This window comes from Amycolatopsis rhizosphaerae, from assembly GCF_007713715.1.
Taxonomy (GTDB): Bacteria; Actinomycetota; Actinomycetes; order Mycobacteriales; family Pseudonocardiaceae; genus Amycolatopsis_E; species Amycolatopsis_E rhizosphaerae.
The window spans coordinates 1-20,760 of sequence record NZ_VJWX01000074.1 but is presented as its reverse complement, the minus strand read 5'-3'; the positions used below and the strand labels follow the sequence as shown (position 1 = coordinate 20,760).

Here is a 20,760-nt window from a genome sequence, read left to right as displayed (position 1 = left end):
GGTGGCGGGTGTCCGGCTGCAACCGGGTGCGGGGCAGGACCTCGAACCAGGCGCCGGGGGCCTCCGGGTCGGTCGTGCCCGACAGCGAGGCCCAGCCCGGTGCGTTGCCCTTGAAATGGCTGGTGTCCAGTTCGGCCAGGCGGGGCACCCCTTCCGCGGCGAGTTCGACGACCACCCAGTCGTTGCCGTCGTCGCGGCGGCGTGCGGTCTCCCAGCCCTCCCCCATCACGGTGGCGGATCCGGGCGAGATGAGGTTGCCCGGCGCGGAGTAGAACATGTTGCTCGCCGCCACCACGCGGGCGCCGTTTTCCAGTGCGGCGAGGTCGAACGAGGCCAGGTCGAGCAGCCGCGGATCGGCCACGGGCGTGCCGTGCACGCGCAGGCGCGCCACCCCGCCGTCCGGGTAGATCGTCAGCCGCACATGGGTGAACCGGTGCCGGTCGGCCACGGCGAAGAAGTTCTCGCTGTCACCGGCCAGCGGCGAACGCGGCACGATCGTCGTCCACTCCAGGGCCGCCAGCTCCTCCGGGCTGGGATAGCCCTCCACGGCGATCGCCTCCACCGAGGCGAAGGGCGGGTAGTTGCCGGTGAAGAAGGCGGTGTCCACGATCACCCCGGACACCACCCCGGGCAGGCCGAGCCGTACCACGGCCTGGTCGTGACCGGGTTCGCGGCGCCGCCGGGTCTCCCAGCCGTCGTAGATCTGTCCCTTGTGACCGAAGCTGTACGGCCGGAACTCGGCCGGTGCCGGTTTGATCAGGTTCTCCCGCTCGGCGAACAGTTCGTCGTTGGCCCACACCACGCCGCCGCCTGCCCGCCGTGAAGCCAGGTCCGGTTCTCGTGTCCACTCAGGACGATCCACTACACGCTCCCTCGCACCAGTAACCCACCTCGCGGCCGTTCGCCGGTGACCTCCCGGCCCCGCAGCCAGGTTCCGCGCACCACCCCGGCCAGCGGCCTGCCGTGGTAGGCGCTGACCGGATTGCGGTGGCGCAGCTTCGCCGCATCCACCACGAACGCCTCGTCCGGGGCGAACACGCAGAAATCGGCGTCGGCGCCCACCGCGATGCGGCCCTTGCGGCGCATCCCGGTCAGCTCGGCGGGCCGCCGGGCCATCCAGCGGACCACGTCGGCGAGGCCGAAACCGCGTTGCCGAGCCTGGGTCCAGACGGCGGGAAGGCCCACCTGGAGTCCGGCGATGCCGCCCCACGCGGCCCCGAAATCCCCGGCGTCGAAGCGTTTCAGCTCCGGTGTGCAGGGCGAGTGGTCGCTGACCACGCAGTCGATGACGCCCTCGGCAAGGCCCCGCCACAGCAGTTCCCGGTTCTCCGACTCCCGGATCGGCGGGCAGCACTTGAACTGGGTGGCGCCGTCGGCGATCTCCTCCGCGGTGAAGCTCAGGTAGTGGGGGCAGGTCTCCACGGTCAGCGCGACCCCGTCCCGCCGCGCGCTCGCGATCATCGGCAGGGCGTCGGACGAGGACAGGTGCAGGATGTGCACGCGCGCGCCGGTACGGCGGGCCAGTTCGATCACCCGCGCGATGGCGAGGTTCTCCGCGCCACGGGGCCGGGACCGGAGGAAATCGCGGTAGTGGGTGCCGTGCGGCCGCGGTGCGTGATCGATCGTCCCGGCGTCCTCGGCGTGCACGATCATCGTCGCACCGAGCGCCCGCAACCGGCGCAGGTCCGCTTCGAGTTCCTCTTCGCCCAGCGGCGGGAACTCGTCCACGCCGGAATGCAGCAGGAAGCACTTGAACCCGAACACCCCGGCCTCGTGCAGCGGGGCCAGTTCTCTCCCGTTGCCGGGAATCGCGCCACCCCAGAAGCCGACGTCCACGTGCACGCGCCCCGCGGCCGTCTCGCGCTTGACCTCCAGCGCGGCCCGGTCGACCGTGGGCGGCAGGCTGTTCAGCGGCATGTCGACGATCGTGGTGACCCCGCCCGCGGCCGCCGCACGGGTGGCGGACTCGAAACCCTCCCATTCGCTGCGGCCGGGATCGTTGACGTGCACGTGCGTGTCGACCAGGCCGGGCAGCAGGACCTCGTCCCCGCCCAGCTCGATCACCCGGTCCGCGGTGAGGGCGGCGGCGGGCGGTTCGACGGCGACGATCCTGCCGTCCGTCACGCCGACGTCGCACGCCTGCTCACCCGCGGGCGTCACCGCGCGCCGCGCCCGGAACACCAAGTCCACGGCTTCCTCCTCACCCGGCGGATTCGACCACGTTAGCCAGAGAAGTGCCCGTGGCGGCGTTTTCTGTGCGCTCGATCATGATTTCCCCCAGGACCGGCCCGCGCCGCCGGGACCGCCTCATTCCCGCCCGGAAAGCCGGGCGACGAGCTGGACCAGTGCGCTGTGGTCGAGACCACCGTGCCCCTGTGCGTCGAGCGCCGCCATCAGCTGGGCCACGGCCGCGCCCAGCGGGATCACCACCCCGGCTTCGCGCGCGGCGGTCAGCGCGATGCCGAGATCCTTGTGGTGCAGTGCGACCCGGAACCCGGGGGTGAACTCGCGGGCGCGCATCGCCGCGCCCTTGCGGTCGAGCACGGTGCTGCCCGCCATGCCTCCCGCCAGTACCCGGAACGCGGTCCCGGTGTCCAGCCCGTGAGCCTCGAGGAAGACCAGCGCTTCGGCGACGAGTTCGAGGGTGCCGGCGAGGATGAGCTGGTTGGCCGCCTTGACGGTCTGCCCGGCCCCGGCGGGACCGACGTGGACCACGGTGGCGCCGACCGCGTCCAGGACGGGACGCGCGGCCTCGAACGCCTCGGCGGTACCGCCCGCCATGATCGACAGCGTGCCCTCGACGGCGCCCTGCTCGCCGCCGGACACCGGTGCGTCCAGCATGGCCAGGCCGCGTTCGGCGGCCGCCTCCGCGAGTTCCCGTGCCACGTCGGGGCGAATGGTGCTGCAGTCGACGAGCAGCGCGCCCTCGCGGGCGTGCGCGAGCACCCCGCCTTCGCCGAGCACGACCCCACGCACGTCCGGCGAGTCGGGCAGCATCGTGAGCACCACGTCCGCGCCGGTCACCGCCTCGGCGACGCTGCCTGCCGCCCGGCCGCCCGCCCGCACCAGCCGGTCCGTTTTGGACGGTGTCCGGTTGTGTCCGGTGACCTCGAAACCGGCTCTCACCAGGTTGACCGCCATCGGGCCGCCCATGATGCCCAGCCCGATGAAACCGACGCGCGTCATCGCCGCCCCCTCAGCCATCCGAACGATTCGGCACTCGCTCCGGCCGGTACGTACTCCAGCCCGACGTATCCCTCGTAACCGGCGTCGGCCAGGCCGGTCAGATATCCCTCGATGTCCAGTGATCCGGTTCCCGGCTCGTGGCGGCCGGGGGCGTCGGCGAGCTGGACGTGACCGATGCCCGCCGCACGGCCGGCGATGACGGCCGCCGCGTCGTCGCCGTTCACCGCGAGGTGGTACACGTCGAGCAGCAGCGCGAGGTTGTCCCGTCCCACCTTGTCGATCACGGCGAAGGCGTCGGCCGCGGTGCGCAGCGGGTAGGCCTCGACGGCGGAGAGCGGTTCGAGGACCAGCCGGGCACCGATCCCGGCGACCCGCGCCGCGACCTCGTCCAGAGTGGACAGTGCGTGCTCGTCCTGCGCGGCCGGGTCCACGCCGGGGAGGCGGTTGCCGTAGAGCGCGTTGAACGTGCGGCAGCCGAGGCGTTCGGCGATGCCGACGGCGATGGCCACGCTGTCGGCGAGTTCGGCCTCACGGCCGATCCACGAGATCAGCCCGCGGTCCCCGGCCGCCATGTCCCCGGCGAAGAAGTTCAGGCTCGCCAGCGTCATCCCGGCGTCGGCCACCGAACGGACGAAGGCCTCGACCTCGCGGTCGGCCGGGGAGGCCGTTTCGAAGGGCCACCAGTATTCGACCGCGGTGAACCCGGCCGCGCGGGCGGCCTCGGCGCGGGCGAGCAGCGGGAGCTCGGTGAACAGGATCGACAGGTTCACGTCGTAGCGCATGTCCTACCCCGAAATTTCATATTGCGGAAGCAAATTTCCGTATAATGAGACTAGCTTCGCGACCTTCCGCACGTCAATCGACCGGTAAGGGGCTACCGTGCCAGGCGTGGAACTGAAGGCGGAGTTCACCACCGAACCGTTCCGCGGCGAAGGCGAACCTCCGCCGCATGCCGTGCGTGCCCGTGAGGCGGCCTCGGCCGCCGGGCTGACCATGGACTTCGGCCCGCTCGGCACCACGGCCCGCGGCGAAGCCGCCGCCGTGCTCGACGCACTGCCCGCCATCGCCCGCGCCGCGCTGGCCGCCGGCGCCACCCGCCTCACCCTGCAGCTTTCCACCGAAGAGGCCCGCGGGCCCGCCGAGCCCGCGGTACAGCCCCTCGACCGCCTCATCCGGGAGGTCGAGGCCGAACTCGGCGGCAGGCTCGCCGACCTGGATCGCCAGGACAAGCAGCGCGCGGTCCGCCTGCTGGAGGAGCGAGGAGCCTTCACGTTGCGCAAGGCGGTGGTGACGATCGCCGAAGCACTGGGGGTCACCCGGTTCACGGTCTACAACTACCTGAACCGCGAAGCTTGACTTCAACAAAATGTTGAAGGAGGATCCGCTCGTGCCCCTCGATCTGGCCGGATTCAACACCACCCCCGTCGACCAGGCCGCCACCCTGCTCGCCGGCTGTCTCGAGGTGCCGCGCTGGGTGGACACCGTCCTGGACGGGCGCCCCTACCCCAGCCTCGCCGCGCTGCGGGCGGTCGCGGCCGGGATCACGCTGACCCCGGAGGAAATCCGCCGCGCGATGGCCGCCCACCCCCGCATCGGGGAGCGGCCCACCGCACTGTCCCGTTCGGAGCAGTCCGGAGTGGACAGTACGGCGGCTGACCGGTTCCGCGCGGCCAACACCGAGTACGAGCAACGGTTCGGGCACGTCTTCCTGATCCGCGCCGCCGGACGCGGCGGAGAGGAGATGCTGGCCGCGCTGCGCGAGCGGATGGGCAACGATCCCGAAACGGAACTGGCCGTCGCGGGCCGCGAACTCGTCGAGATCGCCCTGCTGCGGCTGGAGAAGGCGGTGACGGCATGAGCCTGGTGACCACGCATGTCCTCGACGCGGCCGCAGGCCGCCCCGCGGCGGGCATCCCCGTGCGGCTGGAGGCCCGCGGCACCGTGCTCGCGCGCGGGCTGACCGACGACGACGGCCGCGTCCGCGAACTGGGACCCGAACGGCTCGACCCCGGGGTGTACCGGCTGGTCTTCGACACCGCCGCCTACCTCGGGCCCGACGGCTTCTTCCCCGAAATCATCGTTTCCTTCCGGATCACCGACCCAGAGGCGCACCACCACATCCCGATCCTGCTCAGCCCGTTCGCCTACAGCACCTACCGAGGGAGTTGATCGCCGTGGCCGTCAAGCTGGGGCCGAACCAGTACGGCAAGGCCGAAGTCCGGATGGTCACCGTCGACCGCAGCGGGCCCGTGCACCACCTCAAGGACCTGACCGTGTCGACCGCCCTGCGCGGCGATCTCGCGGCCACCCACCTGACCGGCGACAACTCGGTCGTGGTCGCCACCGACACGCAGAAGAACACGGTCTACGCCTTCGCGAAGGAAAGCCCGGTCGGGGAGATCGAGGACTTCGCGCTGCGGCTGGGCCGCCACTTCGTCGGCGCGTTCGGCCACATCACCGGCGCCCGCGTCCTGGTCGACGAGCATGGCTGGGACCGGATCGAGGTCGCCGGGAAACCCCACGACCACGCCTTTTCCCGTTCCGGAGACGAGAAGCGCACCACCGCGGTGACCGTGGACGGCGACCGGGCCTGGGTGGTGTCCGGGCTGCGGGACCTGGTGGTGCTCAAGTCCACCGGCTCGGAATTCCACGGTTTCCCGCGCGACAAGTACACGACACTGGCCGAGACCGACGACCGCATCCTCGCCACTGCCGTGAGCGCCCGCTGGCGCTACCGGGGCGTCGAAGACATCGACTGGCGCGGCGCGTTCGGCGATGTCCGGCAAACCCTGCTGGAGACCTTCGCGAGCCTGCACAGCCTGTCCCTGCAGCAGACGCTGTACGCGATGGGCGAAGCGGTGCTCGAGAAACGGCCCGAGGTGGCCGAGATCCGCTTGTCGCTGCCCAACAAGCACCACTTCCTGGTCGACCTCACCCCGTTCGGGCTCGGCAACGACAACGAGGTGTTCTTCGCCTCCGACCGCCCGTACGGACTCATCGAGGGCAGCGTCCTGCGAGACGACGCCGAAGACGCCGGACTCGCCTGGCACACCCTCCCGGCCTTCTGACCAGCGGGGTCACCCGACGCGAATTCACGGGCTACAGGCCGATGACCGGTGGCACGGTCCTTTCGTCAGTGCCGAAGATCTCGTCACCGTCTTCGGCGAGCAGGAACTTGGTCTCGTGCTCCTCGTCCTCACCGCCCTGGCCTCGGCCACCGTGAGCGCCGCCCCCCATCCCGGACATTCCGGCACGCCCGGACACACCGGCCGCACCCGCAGGCCCAGCCGCGCTCGAAGCACCTGGCCTCGCCGCGAAGCCGGGTTCACCGGCACCCACCCGGTTACCGGCCTGCAAGGGACCGCCGGAACCCGCCCCAACGGCGCTTCCACCGATCCCGCCACCACTGCTGAAACCGCCACCGCTGCTGAAACCGCCACCCATCGGGCCGAATCCGGCCCCGGTGGACCCGCTCGACGGGTCGTAACCGCTCCCCCCGCTGGGACCGAAGGAAGGCGGCGAAAAGGCGGGCGGCTGGTAACCCGGGTTGCTGCCGCCCGGAGTGGTGTAGCCCGAAGCAGCGGTCGAGTCGTTGCGGGACGGAACGTTGTAGGACGGCATCTGATAGCCGGGCGAGCTTGTCGCCCCGCCGGGAGTGCCTGTCACAGCGCCCGGCGACCCTGTCACGGTGCCCGGCATTCCGGCTGTCGGGTGAATCGACGCGGCCGGAGGCACGTAGTTGCTCACCGGCGGAGCCTGATATCGGCCGGAACCGCCTCCGACGTCCGTCCGGCCCGGGACGTTGACATCCTGCTTTCCGCCGGTGTCCTGCCGTGGCTGCTCGAGCTGGAAGTCGCTGACCTGAGCGTCCTGCGCGTCCGGCAACTGCCCGTAGTCGATCCGGACGGACTGGCTCACCACGGAACTGCTCTGGTGATACTGGTCGTAGAGCTGCCGGTTCTGCTGCACCTGCTGGTGGTACTGGTCGACCGCCTTCTCGGCGTCCGTCGTCCAGGGAACGAAGTTGTCGTACCAATTCTTCTCCGGCGGCGGATCCGCCAGCGGCTGCAGGGAATTGCGGATCTGGTCGAAGGTGTCGGCCTGAGTCTGGATGTGCTGCCCGTTCGACGACAACGTCCGCGACGCGTCGTCCGCGGACAACGCCAGCGGCCGGATGTTCTCCCGTGCCGCGTCCGCCCCCTGCCCGCTCCACGCCGACTCCAACCGCTGCACCAGGTCGTGCGAACCATCGGAGATCTTCACCTGGGCGGCCATCTCGTCCTTGGCGGCCTGCGCGCCCTGGTGGAGATCGGCAGAACCGTACCCGGCCTGGATCTCCTTCACGATCTGCGCGATCGGCATGGCCTGCCCGTCCGGAATGTCCTTCAACACCCCGGCGACCCAGTCGGCGGCATCATCGATCTGGCGCTCGAACCACTGCTCGGCCTCACCGACCGCCCCCACGGCTTCCTTGTACCGGTCCCCGACCCACGACCAGAGGCTCATCGCGCCGCCGCCTTCAGGTTGTCCAGCACCATCCCCGCGATGACCTTCGCCGCATCACACGGATTCTGTTTCCCGGACCGGTTGGTACCGACTGTGAAACCAACGTCGATCGCAACCTTGTCCGCTATTCCAATCGAGATCGCACAGTTGGTGTCCGGTTTCCTATCGGTGATGTCATAGACAAGAGCAGGAAATCCCTCAATCTCCGACGGCTGAAAATAGGCGTCATCCTTCTGGTTCGCATACACCTGATTCAAGCCATCTTTGAGGCCAGTCAGCCAGCCGATAGCGACAGTGGCGCCAGTCGATTGCTTCTGCCACTGACATAGCAGGCCAGCCTGATTATCAGTATGAAACCGCGGGGATATTTCGCCAAGCAAGTCCTTCACCTGCGCGTCAGTCAAGGCGCTGTCGCATGGGTGCTTGCTGATCACTGCGACGGGCAGCGGACTCGACACCGTCGGCACCAACCTCGCACTTGAGCCGGTGGAAACCGACGCAGCGCCCGAGCCAGCGCCAGTAGCGACCGGAGGAGTTACGGAATGCGATGAACATCCGCCGATTAACAACACACCCACCAACGCGACAGATGCCGCAACCCGCCTGTTCACCCGTACATCCCCTCTCCGGCCTTGTTCACGATGTCCACCGCACCCTGGTCCGCCTGCACAGTCTCACCGAGCGCCTTGGACATCTTATCGATCACCGTGCGCAGGTAGGCCTGTTGACGCCGCAAGTGCCCGTAGTAATACGTTCCCGCATTGTTGGCGGCTTTGGTGGCCGCCACGCTCGCCGGATCCTGCGCGGGCGGCGCCATGTTCTCCAAGATGTAGGGCTTCGCGTTCGCCCCGAACCTTGCTGAGTTCAATTGTTGGTTGATCTCGTTCAGCAGATCCCGGGCGCGCTTCAGCGTGTCTTCCATTTCCTCGCGGTTCATGCTGATCACGCCCGCCGAGCCGCTGCCACCGGCCGGGCCGCCCGGCGCCCCCGCGGGGGGCGGCCCGCCCGCGAACGCCTGGCCCCAGTGGGCCTTGACCGCCGTGCTCTGTTCACCGGTCACCACGAACGTGACGTCGTCCCACCAGCTCATGTCGTCCCCCTGACGAAAGCTCCGAGTCGGGGTCAAGGGTACTAACGACAGCAAGGTGCGGTGGGCAGAACACGGAAAGTCACCACCGCGGCTCAAGGCCGCGGCTCAGGCCCCGGTGATGTGCTCGGGGCGCACCGGGACGCGGGTGAGCGCCAGGCCGGTGGCGGCGCGGATCGCCGCGACGATCGCCGGGGTGGACGAGATGGTGGGCGGCTCGCCGACTCCCCGCAAACCGTAGGGCGCGTTCGGGTCGGCCTCTTCGAGCACGTCGATCCTCATCGGCGGCATGTCGAGCACGGTCGGGATGAGGTAGTCGGTGAACGAGGGGTTGCGGATCCGGCCGCCGGAGATCTGGATCTCCTCCATCACCGCGAGCCCGAGTCCCTGCGCGGAACCGCCCTGGATCTGGCCCAGCACCGCCTGCGGGTTGAGCGCCTTGCCGACGTCCTGGGCGCAGTCGAGCGAAACCACCTTCACCAGGCCGAGTTCGACGTCGACGTCCACCACCGCGCGGTGTGCGGCGAAACCGTACTGCACGTGCGCGTTGCCCGCCCCGGTCTCCGGGTCGAGCGCTTCGGTGGGCCGGTGCCGCCACTCGACGGTCTCGTCGAGTTCGCCGGAACCGAGCACGTCCACCAGATCGGCCACCACGCCGTCCTCTGTGGACAGTAGTTTGCCGCCGGCGAGGCTGAACCGCCCGGCGCGGCCGAAGCGGCTTTCGGCACGGCGGAACAGCGCCGAGCGCACGGCCAGGCAGGCGGCCCGCACCGCCCCGCCGGTGACGTAGGTCTGGCGCGAGGCCGAAGTGGACCCCGCGTTGCCGATCGTGGTGTCCATCGGCAGGATCGTCACCCGCTCGACACCGAGTTCGGTCCGCACGATCTGGCCCAGCACCGTCACCAGGCCCTGCCCCACCTCGCACGCCGCCGTCTGCACCGTCGCCGCGGCCTCACCGCCCACCACGCCCAACCGGACCCGAGCGGTGGAGTAGTCGTCGAAACCTTCGGAAAAGCAGATGTTCTTGATGCCGACGCCGTAGCCGACCCCGCGCACCACTCCCTCGCCGTGCGTGGTGTTCGAGACCCCACCGGGCAGGGTGCGCAGATCGCGCTCGCCCGCCGGTTCCGGCGGGAGCGGCAGGTTCTCCAGCCGCCGCAGCAGTTCCGCCACCGGAGCAGGCGAATCCACGGCCTGGCCGGTGGGCAGCACCGATCCTTCGCGCATCGCGTTGCGCAGGCGCACTTCCACCGGATCGAGCCCGCAGGCCTGCGCGAGCCTGTCCATTTGCGACTCGTAGGCGAACGCGGCCTGCACCGCGCCGAACCCCCGCATCGCACCGCAGGGCGGGTTGTTGGTGTAGGTGCCCCAGCAGTCGATGACCACGTTCGGCACCTCGTACGGCCCCACCCCGAGGGTCGCGGCGTTGGCCACCACCGCCGGAGTGGACGACGCGTACGCCCCGCCGTCGAGATAGATCTTCGCCTTGACGTAGACGAGCCGTCCGTCCCGGTCCGCGCCGTGCTCGTAGTGCAGCTTCGCTGGGTGCCGGTGCACGTGACCGTAGAACGATTCTTCGCGGTTGTAGACCATTTTCACCGGTTTCCCGGTGTGCAGGGCGAGCAGGCAGGCGTGGACCTGGATGGACAGGTCCTCCCGGCCGCCGAACGCCCCGCCGACACCGGCCAGCGTCAGGCGCACCTTCTCCTCGGGCAGCCCGAGCGCGGCCACGATCTGCCGCCGGTCGACGTGCAGCCACTGGGTGGCCACGAACAGGTCCACCCCGCCGTCCTCCGCCGGGATCGCCAGTCCCGATTCCGGCCCGAGGAACGCCTGGTCCTGCATGCCGACCTCGTACGACCCGGTGACGACCACGTTGGCGGGCGCCCCGGGGTCTCCGCAACGGATCGGCACGTACCGCACCACGTTCCCGCCCGGATGCAGTTCCGGTCCTTCCCCGGCGACCGCGCGCTCGGGGTCGGTGACGGGCTCGGCCACCTCGTAGTCCACGCGGATGCGGGCCAGCGCCCTTCGCGCCGTTTCCGGATGGTCGGCCGCCACCAGCGCCACCGGTTCGCCCTGGTAGCGCACGACGTCCTCGGCCAGCACCGGCTGGTCGGGGTGTTCCAGTCCGTACCGGTTGAGCCCCGGCACGTCCCGGTGCGTCAGCACGGCGTGAACCCCGGGCAGTGCCAGGGCCTCGCCGAAGTCGATCGCGGTGACGCGGGCGGACGGGTGCGGGCTGCGCAGGGTCGCCCCCCACAGCATGTCCTCGTGCCAGAGATCGGAGGAGTAGGCGAACTCCCCGCTGACCTTGGCCACCCCGTCCGGACGCCGGGGGCTGCCGCCGATCCCGGTGCCGGTGCCCGACGCGATCGCGGTTTCCGACGTGGTCATCGCAACCTCCTGCTCGCCGCGGCCAGTTCGGCGGCCAGCGCCCGCTCGTCGGTGGTGCGCAGCCGCCCGCCCTCCACCACCGGTTCGCCGCCCACCATCAGCAGTTTCACCGGCGGGGTGGCGCCGAGGACCAGCGCCGCCACGGGATCCCCGATCCCGGCGTAGGCCAGGCCGGACAGCTCCCACACCACGAGGTCGGCCAGCTTGCCGGGCTCGAGTGAGCCGAGCTCACCCCGGCCCAGGCAGCGAGCGCCGCCCGCGGTGCCCATCCACAGCGCTTCGCGCACGGTCAGCGCCGTGGGGCCGCCGCGCTGCCGGGCCTGCAGCAGCGCCTGGTGCAGTTCCTCCCCGAGCCCCCCGGACTCGTTCGAGGCCGCACCGTCCACGCCGAGCCCGACCGGCGCGCCCGCGTCGAGCAGCTCCCGCACCGGGGCGATGCCGGTGCCGAGCCGCCCGTTGGAGGTCGGGCAATGCGCGGAGCCGGTCCGCGTCGCGCCGAACCGGCGGATCGCCTCCGGTGCCAGGTGCACCGAGTGGGCCATCCAGACGTCCTCGCCGAGCCAGCCGAGCGCCTCGGCGTATTCGGCCGGGGTGCAGCCGAATTCGGCCAGGCACTGCTGTTCCTCGTCCAGGGTCTCGGCCAGGTGGGTGTGCAGCCGGACGCCCTTGCGGCGCGCCAGTTCCGCTGCTTCCCTCATCAGCTTTTCGGTCACCGAAAACGGGGAGCACGGCCCGACCGCGATCCGGATCCGGGCACCCGGCGACGGGTCGTGATAGGCGTCGATGGCCGCTTCGGTGCCGAGCAGCGCGGCCTCGGTGTCCTCGACGAGGTTGTCCGGAGGCAGCCCGCCGTCGGAGACCCCGCGGTCCATCGAGCCGCGCACGAGGTGGGCCCGCAGCCCGACCCGCTCCGACGCGGCCACGAGCGCCGCGATCTGGTCACCCCCGTCGCGGGGGAAGACGTAGTGGTGGTCGGCGACGGTGGTGCATCCGGTCAGCGCCAGCCTGGCGAATCCCGCGCTGGCCGCGGTGTGCGTGATCCCGGCGTCGAGCCCGCCCCAGACCGGGTACAGCTCGACCAGCCACTGGAACAGGGTCGAATCGGCGGCGAGCCCGCGGGTGGCCCACTGGTAGAGGTGGTGGTGCGTGTTCACCAGCCCCGGTGTGACGAGGCAACCGCCCGCGTCGATGGTCACGTCCCCCTCGCCGGGGCCGTCCCCGACCGCCACGATCCGGTCACCCTCGACCACGACGTGTCCCGCGGCGTACTCGGTTCCCCGGGCGTCGACGGTGGCGACGGCCGCGCCGTTGATCACCGTCCTCATCGCTTCGCCGCCGTCCGGACCGCTTCGAGGATCTTCTCGTAACCGGTGCAGCGGCACAGGTTCCCGGCCAGTGCTTCGCGGATCTCCTCGTCGGCCGGGTCGGGCACGCGCGCCAGCAGATCGTGGGCGGCGACGACGAGTCCCGGCGTGCAGAACCCGCACTGCACCGCCCCGGCATCCACAAAGGACTGCTGCACCGGGTGGAGTGCGCCGTCGCCGGCGAGGCCTTCCACGGTGCGCACCGTGCGGCCCTCCGCCTGACCGGCCGCGACCAGGCAGGCGCACACCGGCACGTCGTCGAGGTACACCGTGCAGGAACCGCATTCCCCCTGCTCGCAGGCGTTCTTGGCGCCGGGGAGGCCGAGCCGCTCCCGCAGCAGGTACAGCAGGCTCTCCCCCTCCCACACGCCGTCGGCCTCGCGGGCCTGTCCGTTCACGGTCACGTTCACGCGCATGCCTGTCCCCGTTCCACGATGTCCTGCCAAGCCCAGGTCAGGCTCCGCCGTGCCAGCACGGCCAGTGCGTGCCGCCGGTAGGCCGCGGTGCCGCGGACGTCGTCGATCGGCTCGGCCGCGGCGGCCACCAGCTCCCCGAAGCGCCGTTTCACCGAATCCGGCAGCGGGACCGGCGCGTCCCAGGGCAGTTCGCCGGTGAGGAACTCCTCCGCCGCGGGTACCCGTCGCGGTGTGGGAGCGGCCGAACCGATCGCCGCTCCCACCCGGCCCGGCTCGAGGGCGAGCGCGAACGAGCACACCGCGATCACCATGGCGTTGCGGGTGCCGACCTTGGCGAACTGCTGAGGACCGGCCGCGGGCGGCAGGTGCACGGCGGTGATGAGCTCGTCCTCGGCGAGCGCGTTGCGCTTGACTCCGAGATAGAACTCCTCCGCCGGAACCAGCCGGGTCCCGCGCACCGAGGCGGCCTCGATCCGGGCTCCGGTGGCCAGCAGCACCGGATGCGTGTCGCCTGCCGGGGACGCCGCGCCGAGGTTTCCCCCGACCGTGCCCCGGTTGCGGATCTGGGGCGAGCCGACGGTGCGGGCGGCCAGGGCCAGCCCGGGCAGCCGCTCCCCCAGCTCGGTGATCAGCCGGGTGTAGGGCACCGCGGCGCCGAGCCGGATGCCCTCGCCGGAGGAGGACCACTCGGCCAGCTCCCCGATCCCGCCCAGGTCGAGCAGCGCGGCCGGACGGCGGCGGTCGAAGTTGAGCTCGACCATCACGTCGGTCCCGCCCGCGAGGGGAAGCGCCTCCGGGCGTCCGGCCTTGAGGGCCAGCGCTTCGGCCAGCGTCGAGGGTCGCAGGAAGTCCACGTGGCCAGTAGACCGCCCGCGCGCCGGGGCGGCAACGGCACCGGACGACGAACCCGCCGCCCCCGCCGGCCCGCCGTTCGTACTTTCCCACAACCCGGGTGACAACCAGGAAAACCGGCCGTGAGGGGACCGCCTGCCGGGCGCGGAAAAGTATGATCGCCGGTGTCATGACCCTGGTGAAAACCCTGCTGGACATCCCGGAGCTGCGCCTGCGCCTGCGGACCGGGTCCGCCCTGCTCGACCGCGAGGTCAGCCGCATCTACGTCACCGAACTCCCCGACCCGAGCCGCTACGTCTCGGCGGGCGAGGTGGTGCTCACCGGCCTGCTCTGGTGGCGCGGCCCCGGCGACGCCGAGCCGTTCGTCTCCGCGCTCGCCAGGGCGGGGGTGGCCGCGCTGGCGGCCTCGGGAGCGGACACCGGCGGGATTCCCGAGGACGTGCTGAACTCCTGCGCGCGCCACCGCATCCCGCTGATCGAGGTTCCCGCGGACCTGTCGTTCGCGGTGGTCACCGAACGGGTGGTGCTGGCGCTGGCCGCCGGCCGGGGCCGCGAACCCGGTGGCGCGCGCAAGCGGCTGCTGTCCGCGGCCGGCGCCCCGCTCCCCGACCTGCTGCGCCAGGGTGCCGAGGAACTCGGCACGGCCTGCTGGGTCCTGTCCGCCACCGGCCGCCTCGTCGCCGGGACCGCTCCGGCGCCGCCCGAAGCCGGCTGGTTCGTGCCGGGACGGGACGCGGCCGTGCACGGCGGCTTCACCCTGCTGCCGGTCGGCGGCCGGTTCGCCGTGCCGTGGGTGCTCGCCGTTCGCGGAACCGAGCCCGGGGAACTCGCCGAGGAGCTGGCCGGGCTGGTCGGCCTCGCCCGCGCGCGGGCCGGCCAGGTCCGCCGTTCCGACAACCGGATGGCGGAACCGTTGTTCCAGGCGCTGGAGACCGGCACGGGGGATGTGGTGTCCGCGGCCGTCGCGGCCGGGCTGCGCGAACCGGTCCGTGTGGTCCTCCTCCGTACTCCCGGCGACGAGACCGGTCTCGACTCCGAACTCCTGGCCGAGCTGGTCGAACCGGCCGCCGCGGTCCCGGCCGGGCGGATCGGCCGGGACGCCTGCGCGATCGTGCCCGATGACGAGCACTGGCCGGACGACTGGACGGGGCGCACCCGCGCCGCTCTGTCGAATGTGGACGGTGTGATCGGCTTTTCCCTGGCCTTCGCCGGGCTCGGCGGCCCGGTCGCGCTGGACGGACTCGGCGGCGCTGTCCAGGAAGCACGCTACGCCCTCGAACTCGCCGCGCGGCGCGGCGAACGGATCTCCGTGGTGGCGGGCGCCGACATCCCCGTCCACCGGTTGCTCGTCGCGGGCACCCCCGACGAACTGCGCCGCAGCGTGCGGGACCGCGTCCTCGGCCCGCTCCTCGCCTACGACGCGGCGCAGGGCACCGATCTGGTCCGGACCGTGCGCCTCTACCTGGAATGCTCCAGTTCGCCGACGGCGGCGGCGAAGGCGCTGCACGTCCACGTCAACACCCTGCGCTACCGGATCGGGCGCGCCTCCGAACTGCTGGGCGCGGACCTCACCGACTTCACCACCCAGGTCGACGTCTACCTCGCCCTCCAGGCATGAAACGGGCTCCCCGGCGCACGCCGGAGAGCCCGTTTCGCGGGCCGGAAACGTCAGATGGAGTACTCGACGTTCGCCAGGCCGATGTTCATGCTCTTCACGCGGATCTCGACCATGGACGCGGTGTTGCGCGGCCAGGAGATGTAACCCGAGTTGCTCTTGCCGCAGCCCAGCGACTGCCAGTCGTCCGGGTTGGCGGCCTTGCCCATCCGCGCCTCGACGCAGGCGTACTGCTGGGTCCCCGGCTGGGCGCTCCAGGTGATCTTGATGTGGCCCGGCCAGTCGTCGGTGTTCGGCGAGGTGTAGGAGCACACCGTCGACCCCTCGGTCCAGTCCCCGGGCAGACCGCTCACCCGGCCGGTGCAGAGGGAGGACATCGCCTCGCTCTGACCGGCCGTCGCCACCAGTGCGCCCGCGGACATCATCGGCACGGCCAGCGCGACCCCCAGCGCGGCCAAAAAACGCCTGACACGAATGCGAGACAGTTTGTTTGTTGTTGACATGATCAGGAACCTACCGCCGAAGGTCTGAACCACACTTCGGCCATTCGGACGAATGCGTTAACACTAACGGGTGATAGCGCGCCGCCGATAGGCGTCGAGACGAGCCCGCGGCAAGGGCATCTCGCCCTCGTCGAGGGCACCGCAGTCGAGCCCCCGGCACAGGAAGGCCGCCAGGGCCTGCGCCGTGGCCGGCTCGTCGAGCACACCGCTGTCGGCCGCCTCGGCGTAGTCGCGCAGCCGTGCCGCGGCGGCGGGCAGGCCCTCGCGGAAGAAGCCGTAGGTCGCGGCATAGCGGGTCGGCAGCTGATGCGGATGCAGGTCCCATCCCTGGTAGAAACCGCGTTCCAGGGAGCGCCGCACGAGCCCGAGGTGCTCGCGCCAGGCTTCGGTCACCGCCTCCCCGACCGGCAGCCTGTTGGTCGACCCGTCCGACAGCCTCACGCCCGTTCCGGCGGCGCCGACCTGCATGACCGCCTTCGCGAAATCGGCGGCCGGATGCGCCATGCTCTGGTACGCCGCGGCGATGCCGAGACCGGCGCTGTAGTCGTAGGTGCCGTAGTGCAGTCCGCTGCACCGGCCGCGGGCCGCGGTGACGATCCCGGCCACCGCGACCGCGCCATCGGCGTCCACAATGGACTGCGAGGTCTCGATCTGCACCTCGAAGCGCAACCGGCCCTCCGGCAGGTCGTAGGCCCGCTCCAGCTCGGCGAGCACGTCCGCGGCGACCGAAACCTGTTCGACCGCGGTGACCTTCGGCAGGGTCACCACGAACCCTTCCGGCAGCGGACCGGTCTCCAGCAACCCGGCCAGGAACAGGTCGAGCGTGCGGATGCCGCGCCGCCGGGTGGCCTGCTCGAAACTCTTGAACCGGATACCGCAGAAGGGGGTCGCACCGGCCGTGCGCGCCAAGGTCCGGCCGCAGGCCAGGGCCGCCGCGTCCTCTTCTTCGTCCCCGGGGTGCCCGTAGCCGTCCTCGAAGTCGATCCGCAGATCCTCGATCGGTTCCGTCTCCAGCTTGCGGGCCACGCGGACGGCGAGATCCGGGGCAAGGCCCAGCTCGCCGCCCCGGTCGGCGAAGATCTTCCCGGCCCGCTCGCCCCAGTCGGCGACCAGGCCCGGCCCGTACGCGCTCGCCGGCACGTACACGGTGTGCACCGGTTGCCGTCCGGCCGGCTCCCCGGGATACCGGGCCGCGACGCGGGCGTCCACTTCGGACAGCCGCGCGTCGGCGGCGGCATAGGTCCGCTCGGTGAGCCGGCCGGACGCCATGTCAGGAGATCCGCTCGTAGGCGGGCAGGGTCAGGAAGTCGACGAACTGCTCGGCGAGCGCGACCTCCTCGAACAGCTCGACCGCCGGGGCGAGCAGCTCGCCCGGGATCTGGCCGTCCAGCTCCTTGCGCACCTCGTCGAGCACGGTGCGGACCAGCTCGCGGGTGACCTTCTCCCCGTTGTCCAGCTGCGTGCCGTTCTGGACCCACTGCCAGATCTGCGACCGCGAGATTTCGGCGGTCGCCGCGTCCTCCATCAGGTTGTGGATCGCGGCGGCACCGTTCCCGCCCAGCCAGGAGGCGATGTAGCGCACGCCGACGTCGACCGCGGCGCGCAGGCCCGCCTCGGTCGCCGCGCCCTCCGTGGCCGCCACGTCGAGCAGCTGGTCCGCGGTCACCCGCACCTCGTCACGGGTCCGGTCGAGCTGGTTCGGCTTGTCGCCGAGCACCTTGTCGAACTCCTCGCGGCAGATGCCGACCATGCCGGGGTGCGCCACCCAGGAACCGTCGAACCCGTCACCGGCCTCGCGGGCCTTGTCGTCCCGGACCTTGGCGAAGGCCTTCTCGTTGACCTCCGGGTCCTTGCTCGGGATGAACGCGGCCATGCCGCCGACGGCGAACGCGCCGCGCTTGTGGCAGGTGCGCACCAGCAGTTCGGTGTAGGCCCGCATGAACGGCGCCGTCATCGTGACGCTGTTGCGGTCCGGCAGCACGAACTTCTCGCCCGCGTCACGGAAGTACTTGATGATGCTGAACAGGTAGTCCCAGCGGCCCGCGTTGAGGCCCGAGGCGTGCTCACGCAGCTCGTAGAGGATCTCTTCCATCTCGAAGGCCGCCGGGATGGTCTCGATCAGCACGGTGGCGCGGATGGTGCCGTGCTCGATGCCCAGGCGTCGCTCCGCGTAGGTGAACACGTCGTTCCACAGGCGCGCCTCGAGGTGGCTCTCCATCTTCGGCAGGTAGAAATACGGACCCTTGCCGGAGTCGAGCAGCGCCTGGGCGTTGTGGAAGAAGTAGAGGCCGAAGTCGACCAGTGCGCCGACGCCCTTGCGGCCGCCGAAGGTGATGTTGCGCTCGTCGAGGTGCCAGCCGCGGGGACGGACCACGATCGTGGCGAGCTCGATGTCGTCCCGCAGGGCGTAGTGCTTGCCGCCCGAGTCGAGTTCGATGGTGCCGCGGATGGCGTCGGACAGGTTGACCTGCCCGCCGACCACGTTGCGCCAGTGCGGGGTGTTGGCGTCTTCGAAGTCGGCCAGCCAGACCTTCGCGCCGGAGTTGAGCGCGTTGATGGTCATCTTGCGGTCGGTCGGGCCGGTGATCTCCACGCGCCGGTCCCGCAGCGCGGCGGGCGCGCCCGCGACCTGCCACTCCGACTCACGGACTTCCTTCGTCTCGGGCAGGAAGTCCAGCCTGCCGGTGCGCTTGGCCTCCTCGCGGCGCTTTCCCCTGGCCTCGAGCAGGGCATCCCGGCGCGCCGCGAAGTTGTCGTGCAAGCCGGCCAGAAACTCCAGTGCCTCCGGGGTGAGGATCTCGGCACCACGCTCGACCGGGCCGCCGAGCACAGAGACTTCGGAGACTTCAGACATGCTGCAACACTCCATGTTGATCGGTGGAAAAGACGGATGTAGGGACTGCTTTTTCTACATCCCGGAGTATAGTTTCTGCATAGCGGAAGCTCAATGCGAGGAGATCCGTGGCTGACGACAGCGACACGAGCACTACCGCGAAGGCGTCCCGCGACGGCGGTGTGCAGTCCCTCCGGCGCGCCTTCGAACTACTGGAGCACCTCGCCGACACCGGCGGCGAGGCGAGCCTGTCGGAGCTGGCCGCCAGTTCCGGGCTGCCGATGCCCACCATCCACCGGCTGATCCGCACCCTGGTGGCACTGGGGTACGTGCGGCAGAACAGCAACCGGCGCTACGCGCTGGGCGCGCGCCTCATCCGCCTGGGGGAAAACGCGAGCATGCAGTTCGGCACCTGGGCGAGGCCGCTGCTCGCGGAACTGGTGGAAGAGGTCGGCGAAACGGCCAACCTCGCGGTACTGGAACGCGACGAGGTGGTCTACGTCTCGCAGGTCCCCTCGAAGCATTCGATGCGGATGTTCACCGAGGTGGGCCGCAGGCTGCTGCCGCACGGCACCGGGGTGGGCAAGGCGATCCTCTCGCAACTGCCCGCCGACGAGGTCCGCGCGCTGCTGAAGCGCACCGGAATGCCCGCCTACACCGAGCACACGCTCACCGATCCGGACGAGATGCTGGCCCAGCTCGACAAGATCGCGGCCCAGGGCTACGCCGTCGATGAAAGCGAGCAGGAACTCGGCGTGCGGTGCGTGGCCGTCCCGCTGACCGGCACGCCCGCACCGGCCGCCATCTCCGTCTCGGGCCCCGAAGGCCGCCTCACCAAGGAGGCCGTGTCCCGCATCGCGCCCGCCGTGCAGCGCATCGCCGCCACCCTTTCGGCCCACCTTGCCGGTGAGGACCTGAGCGCCTAGCGCTCTCGGTGGTGATCTCGAACCGTTCCGACGACGTCAGCGATGGTGTCCGCGGTCTCGCGCAGCTCGTCCGGAATCGCAGCTGTCATGACGAAATCCCCAAGGCAAGTCCGGTCCCGGCGCCGCGGTGTCCCGCGGCGCCGGGTCAGCCTGCCGAACGGCTGTGGCGCCGGAAGGTGCTTTGCCCCCGGTGATCAAGTCAGCCGAGCAGGGCGTCCACGAAGGCGGCGGGCTCGAACGGCGCGAGGTCGTCCGGGCCCTCCCCGAGCCCGACCAGCTTGACCGGAACGCCGAGTTCACGCTGGACCTGGAAGACGATGCCGCCCTTGGCGGTGCCGTCGAGCTTGGTCAGCACGATGCCGGTCACGTCGACCACCTCGCCGAACACGCGCGCCTGGGCCAGGCCGTTCTGCCCGGTGGTGGCGTCGAGCACGAGCAGCACCTCGTCGATCTTGGCCTGCTTTTCCACCACCCGCTTGACCTTGCCGAGCTCGTCCATCAGGCCGGTCTTGGTGTGCAGCCGGCCCGCGGTGTCGATCAGCACCGCGTCCACCCCGGTCTCGACCCCCCGCTTGACCGCGTCGAACGCGACCGCCGCCGGATCGCCGCCCTCCTTGCCGCGGACCACCTCCGCGCCGACCCGCTCCGCCCAGGTCTGCAACTGGTCGGCGGCGGCGGCGCGGAAGGTGTCGGCCGCGCCGAGCAGCACCTGGCTGCCCTGCCCGACCAGCACGCGCGCGAGCTTGCCGGTGGTGGTGGTCTTGCCGGTGCCGTTGACCCCGGCGATCAGCACGACCGCGGGCTGCTTCCGTCCGTCCACGGTGTGCGGCAGGGCTCTCACGGCTCGTCCGGCCTCGGTGGTGAGCGTGTCGGTGAGCACTTCGTGCAGCACGGCGCGGGCCTCATCCGAGGTGCGCACGGCGCGGCGGCTCAGTTCCGCCCGCAGGCCTTCCACGATCTCGGCCGTGGTGGCGGCACCCAGGTCGGCCACCAGCGGCGTGTCCTCGACGTCCTGCCAGGAGTTCTCGTCCAGGTCCCGGGCGCCGAGCAGGCCCAGCAGGCTCTGGCCAAGCAC

General features: G+C 70.9%; 21 protein-coding genes. 6 read left to right on the top strand and 15 right to left on the bottom strand.

The genetic code is table 11. The annotated features are described in order from the left end of the window. The 4 genes from alc to FNH05_RS10590 form a co-directional block, all read right to left on the bottom strand. Window positions 1-862, bottom strand: an 862-nt coding sequence (gene alc / locus FNH05_RS10605; protein ID WP_144587176.1) for an allantoicase, incomplete at its 3' end; no start/stop codon positions are given. Continuing rightward, on the bottom strand, window positions 862-2,190 hold the full coding sequence (allB, locus tag FNH05_RS10600) for an allantoinase AllB (RefSeq protein WP_144587175.1): 1,329 nt from the start codon (window positions 2,188-2,190) through the stop codon (window positions 862-864). The genes alc and allB, both read right to left, overlap by 1 nt. Before the next feature lie 117 nt (window positions 2,191-2,307). Then, window positions 2,308-3,186 (bottom strand): 2-hydroxy-3-oxopropionate reductase, encoded by an 879-nt coding sequence (locus FNH05_RS10595; RefSeq protein WP_246127651.1) that lies wholly within the window; start codon window positions 3,184-3,186, stop codon window positions 2,308-2,310. After that, window positions 3,183-3,968, bottom strand: coding sequence for a hydroxypyruvate isomerase family protein (locus FNH05_RS10590; RefSeq protein WP_144587173.1), 786 nt, complete (start codon window positions 3,966-3,968; stop codon window positions 3,183-3,185). The genes FNH05_RS10595 and FNH05_RS10590 overlap by 4 nt, the downstream gene beginning before the upstream one ends. A 106-nt stretch (window positions 3,969-4,074) precedes the next feature. On the opposite strand from FNH05_RS10590, the gene FNH05_RS10585 reads away from it, so the two are divergent. From FNH05_RS10585 to pucL, 4 genes are read left to right on the top strand one after another with little or no spacing between them, the layout of a single operon-like run. Then, entirely contained in the window at window positions 4,075-4,542 is a 468-nt protein-coding gene (locus FNH05_RS10585; protein ID WP_186382484.1) for a helix-turn-helix domain-containing protein, read from the top strand. Window positions 4,543-4,573: 31 nt separating this feature from the next. Further along, window positions 4,574-5,044: a 2-oxo-4-hydroxy-4-carboxy-5-ureidoimidazoline decarboxylase gene (gene uraD, locus FNH05_RS10580; protein WP_246127650.1), complete on the top strand. Its 471-nt coding sequence runs from the start codon at window positions 4,574-4,576 to the stop codon at window positions 5,042-5,044. Beyond that, window positions 5,041-5,355 (top strand): hydroxyisourate hydrolase, encoded by a 315-nt coding sequence (gene uraH, locus FNH05_RS10575; RefSeq protein ID WP_144587171.1) that lies wholly within the window; start codon window positions 5,041-5,043, stop codon window positions 5,353-5,355. Before uraD ends, uraH begins: the two co-directional genes overlap by 4 nt. Before the next feature lie 5 nt (window positions 5,356-5,360). Further along, window positions 5,361-6,254, top strand: a complete 894-nt coding sequence (pucL, locus tag FNH05_RS10570; protein WP_144587170.1) for a factor-independent urate hydroxylase — start codon at window positions 5,361-5,363, stop codon at window positions 6,252-6,254. A gap of 31 nt (window positions 6,255-6,285) precedes the next feature. Here the strand turns inward: pucL and FNH05_RS10565 are convergent, their stop codons facing one another. The 7 genes from FNH05_RS10565 to FNH05_RS10535 form a co-directional block, all read right to left on the bottom strand. Continuing rightward, the gene (locus tag FNH05_RS10565) at window positions 6,286-7,692 is read right to left on the bottom strand and encodes a hypothetical protein (RefSeq protein ID WP_144587169.1); all 1,407 of its coding nucleotides are present in this window, start codon (window positions 7,690-7,692) and stop codon (window positions 6,286-6,288) included. After that, on the bottom strand, window positions 7,689-8,264 hold the full coding sequence (locus FNH05_RS10560; RefSeq protein ID WP_246127652.1) for a DUF3558 domain-containing protein: 576 nt from the start codon (window positions 8,262-8,264) through the stop codon (window positions 7,689-7,691). Before FNH05_RS10560 ends, FNH05_RS10565 begins: the two co-directional genes overlap by 4 nt. A 35-nt stretch (window positions 8,265-8,299) precedes the next feature. Further along, entirely contained in the window at window positions 8,300-8,782 is a 483-nt protein-coding gene (locus tag FNH05_RS10555; protein WP_144587167.1) for a hypothetical protein, read from the bottom strand. A 105-nt stretch (window positions 8,783-8,887) separates the two neighbouring features. Next, window positions 8,888-11,176, bottom strand: coding sequence for a xanthine dehydrogenase subunit D (pucD, locus tag FNH05_RS10550; protein ID WP_144587166.1), 2,289 nt, complete (start codon window positions 11,174-11,176; stop codon window positions 8,888-8,890). Beyond that, on the bottom strand, window positions 11,173-12,501 hold the full coding sequence (locus FNH05_RS10545) for an 8-oxoguanine deaminase (RefSeq protein WP_144587165.1): 1,329 nt from the start codon (window positions 12,499-12,501) through the stop codon (window positions 11,173-11,175). The genes pucD and FNH05_RS10545 overlap by 4 nt, the downstream gene beginning before the upstream one ends. Next, window positions 12,498-12,956 carry a (2Fe-2S)-binding protein gene (locus FNH05_RS10540; protein ID WP_144587164.1) on the bottom strand — a complete coding sequence of 153 codons (459 nt, stop codon included), beginning with the start codon at window positions 12,954-12,956 and terminating at the stop codon, window positions 12,498-12,500. Before FNH05_RS10540 ends, FNH05_RS10545 begins: the two co-directional genes overlap by 4 nt. Continuing rightward, window positions 12,947-13,810 (bottom strand): FAD binding domain-containing protein, encoded by an 864-nt coding sequence (locus FNH05_RS10535; RefSeq protein WP_144587163.1) that lies wholly within the window; start codon window positions 13,808-13,810, stop codon window positions 12,947-12,949. Before FNH05_RS10535 ends, FNH05_RS10540 begins: the two co-directional genes overlap by 10 nt. Window positions 13,811-13,977: 167 nt before the next feature. Between FNH05_RS10535 and FNH05_RS10530 the strand changes: the two genes are divergently transcribed. Next, window positions 13,978-15,426, top strand: coding sequence for a PucR family transcriptional regulator (locus tag FNH05_RS10530; protein ID WP_144587162.1), 1,449 nt, complete (start codon window positions 13,978-13,980; stop codon window positions 15,424-15,426). A gap of 50 nt (window positions 15,427-15,476) precedes the next feature. Here the strand turns inward: FNH05_RS10530 and FNH05_RS10525 are convergent, their stop codons facing one another. The 3 genes from FNH05_RS10525 to aceB form a co-directional block, all read right to left on the bottom strand. Beyond that, window positions 15,477-15,926, bottom strand: coding sequence for a hypothetical protein (locus FNH05_RS10525; protein WP_144587161.1), 450 nt, complete (start codon window positions 15,924-15,926; stop codon window positions 15,477-15,479). 63 nt (window positions 15,927-15,989) lie between these two features. Next, complete coding sequence (locus FNH05_RS10520; protein WP_144587160.1) at window positions 15,990-17,195, bottom strand: DUF6986 family protein; 1,206 nt, start codon at window positions 17,193-17,195, stop codon at window positions 15,990-15,992. Window position 17,196: 1 nt separating this feature from the next. Beyond that, window positions 17,197-18,780, bottom strand: a complete 1,584-nt coding sequence (aceB, locus tag FNH05_RS10515) for a malate synthase A (RefSeq protein WP_144587159.1) — start codon at window positions 18,778-18,780, stop codon at window positions 17,197-17,199. Window positions 18,781-18,887: 107 nt separating this feature from the next. Here aceB and FNH05_RS10510 point away from each other — a divergent pair, with 107 nt between their 5' ends. After that, complete coding sequence (locus FNH05_RS10510) at window positions 18,888-19,685, top strand: IclR family transcriptional regulator (RefSeq protein ID WP_144587158.1); 798 nt, start codon at window positions 18,888-18,890, stop codon at window positions 19,683-19,685. Window positions 19,686-19,884: 199 nt separating this feature from the next. Here FNH05_RS10510 and ftsY read toward each other — a convergent pair. Next, a partial coding sequence (gene ftsY / locus FNH05_RS10505; RefSeq protein WP_144587157.1) for a signal recognition particle-docking protein FtsY occupies window positions 19,885-20,760 on the bottom strand: 876 nt, incomplete at its 5' end.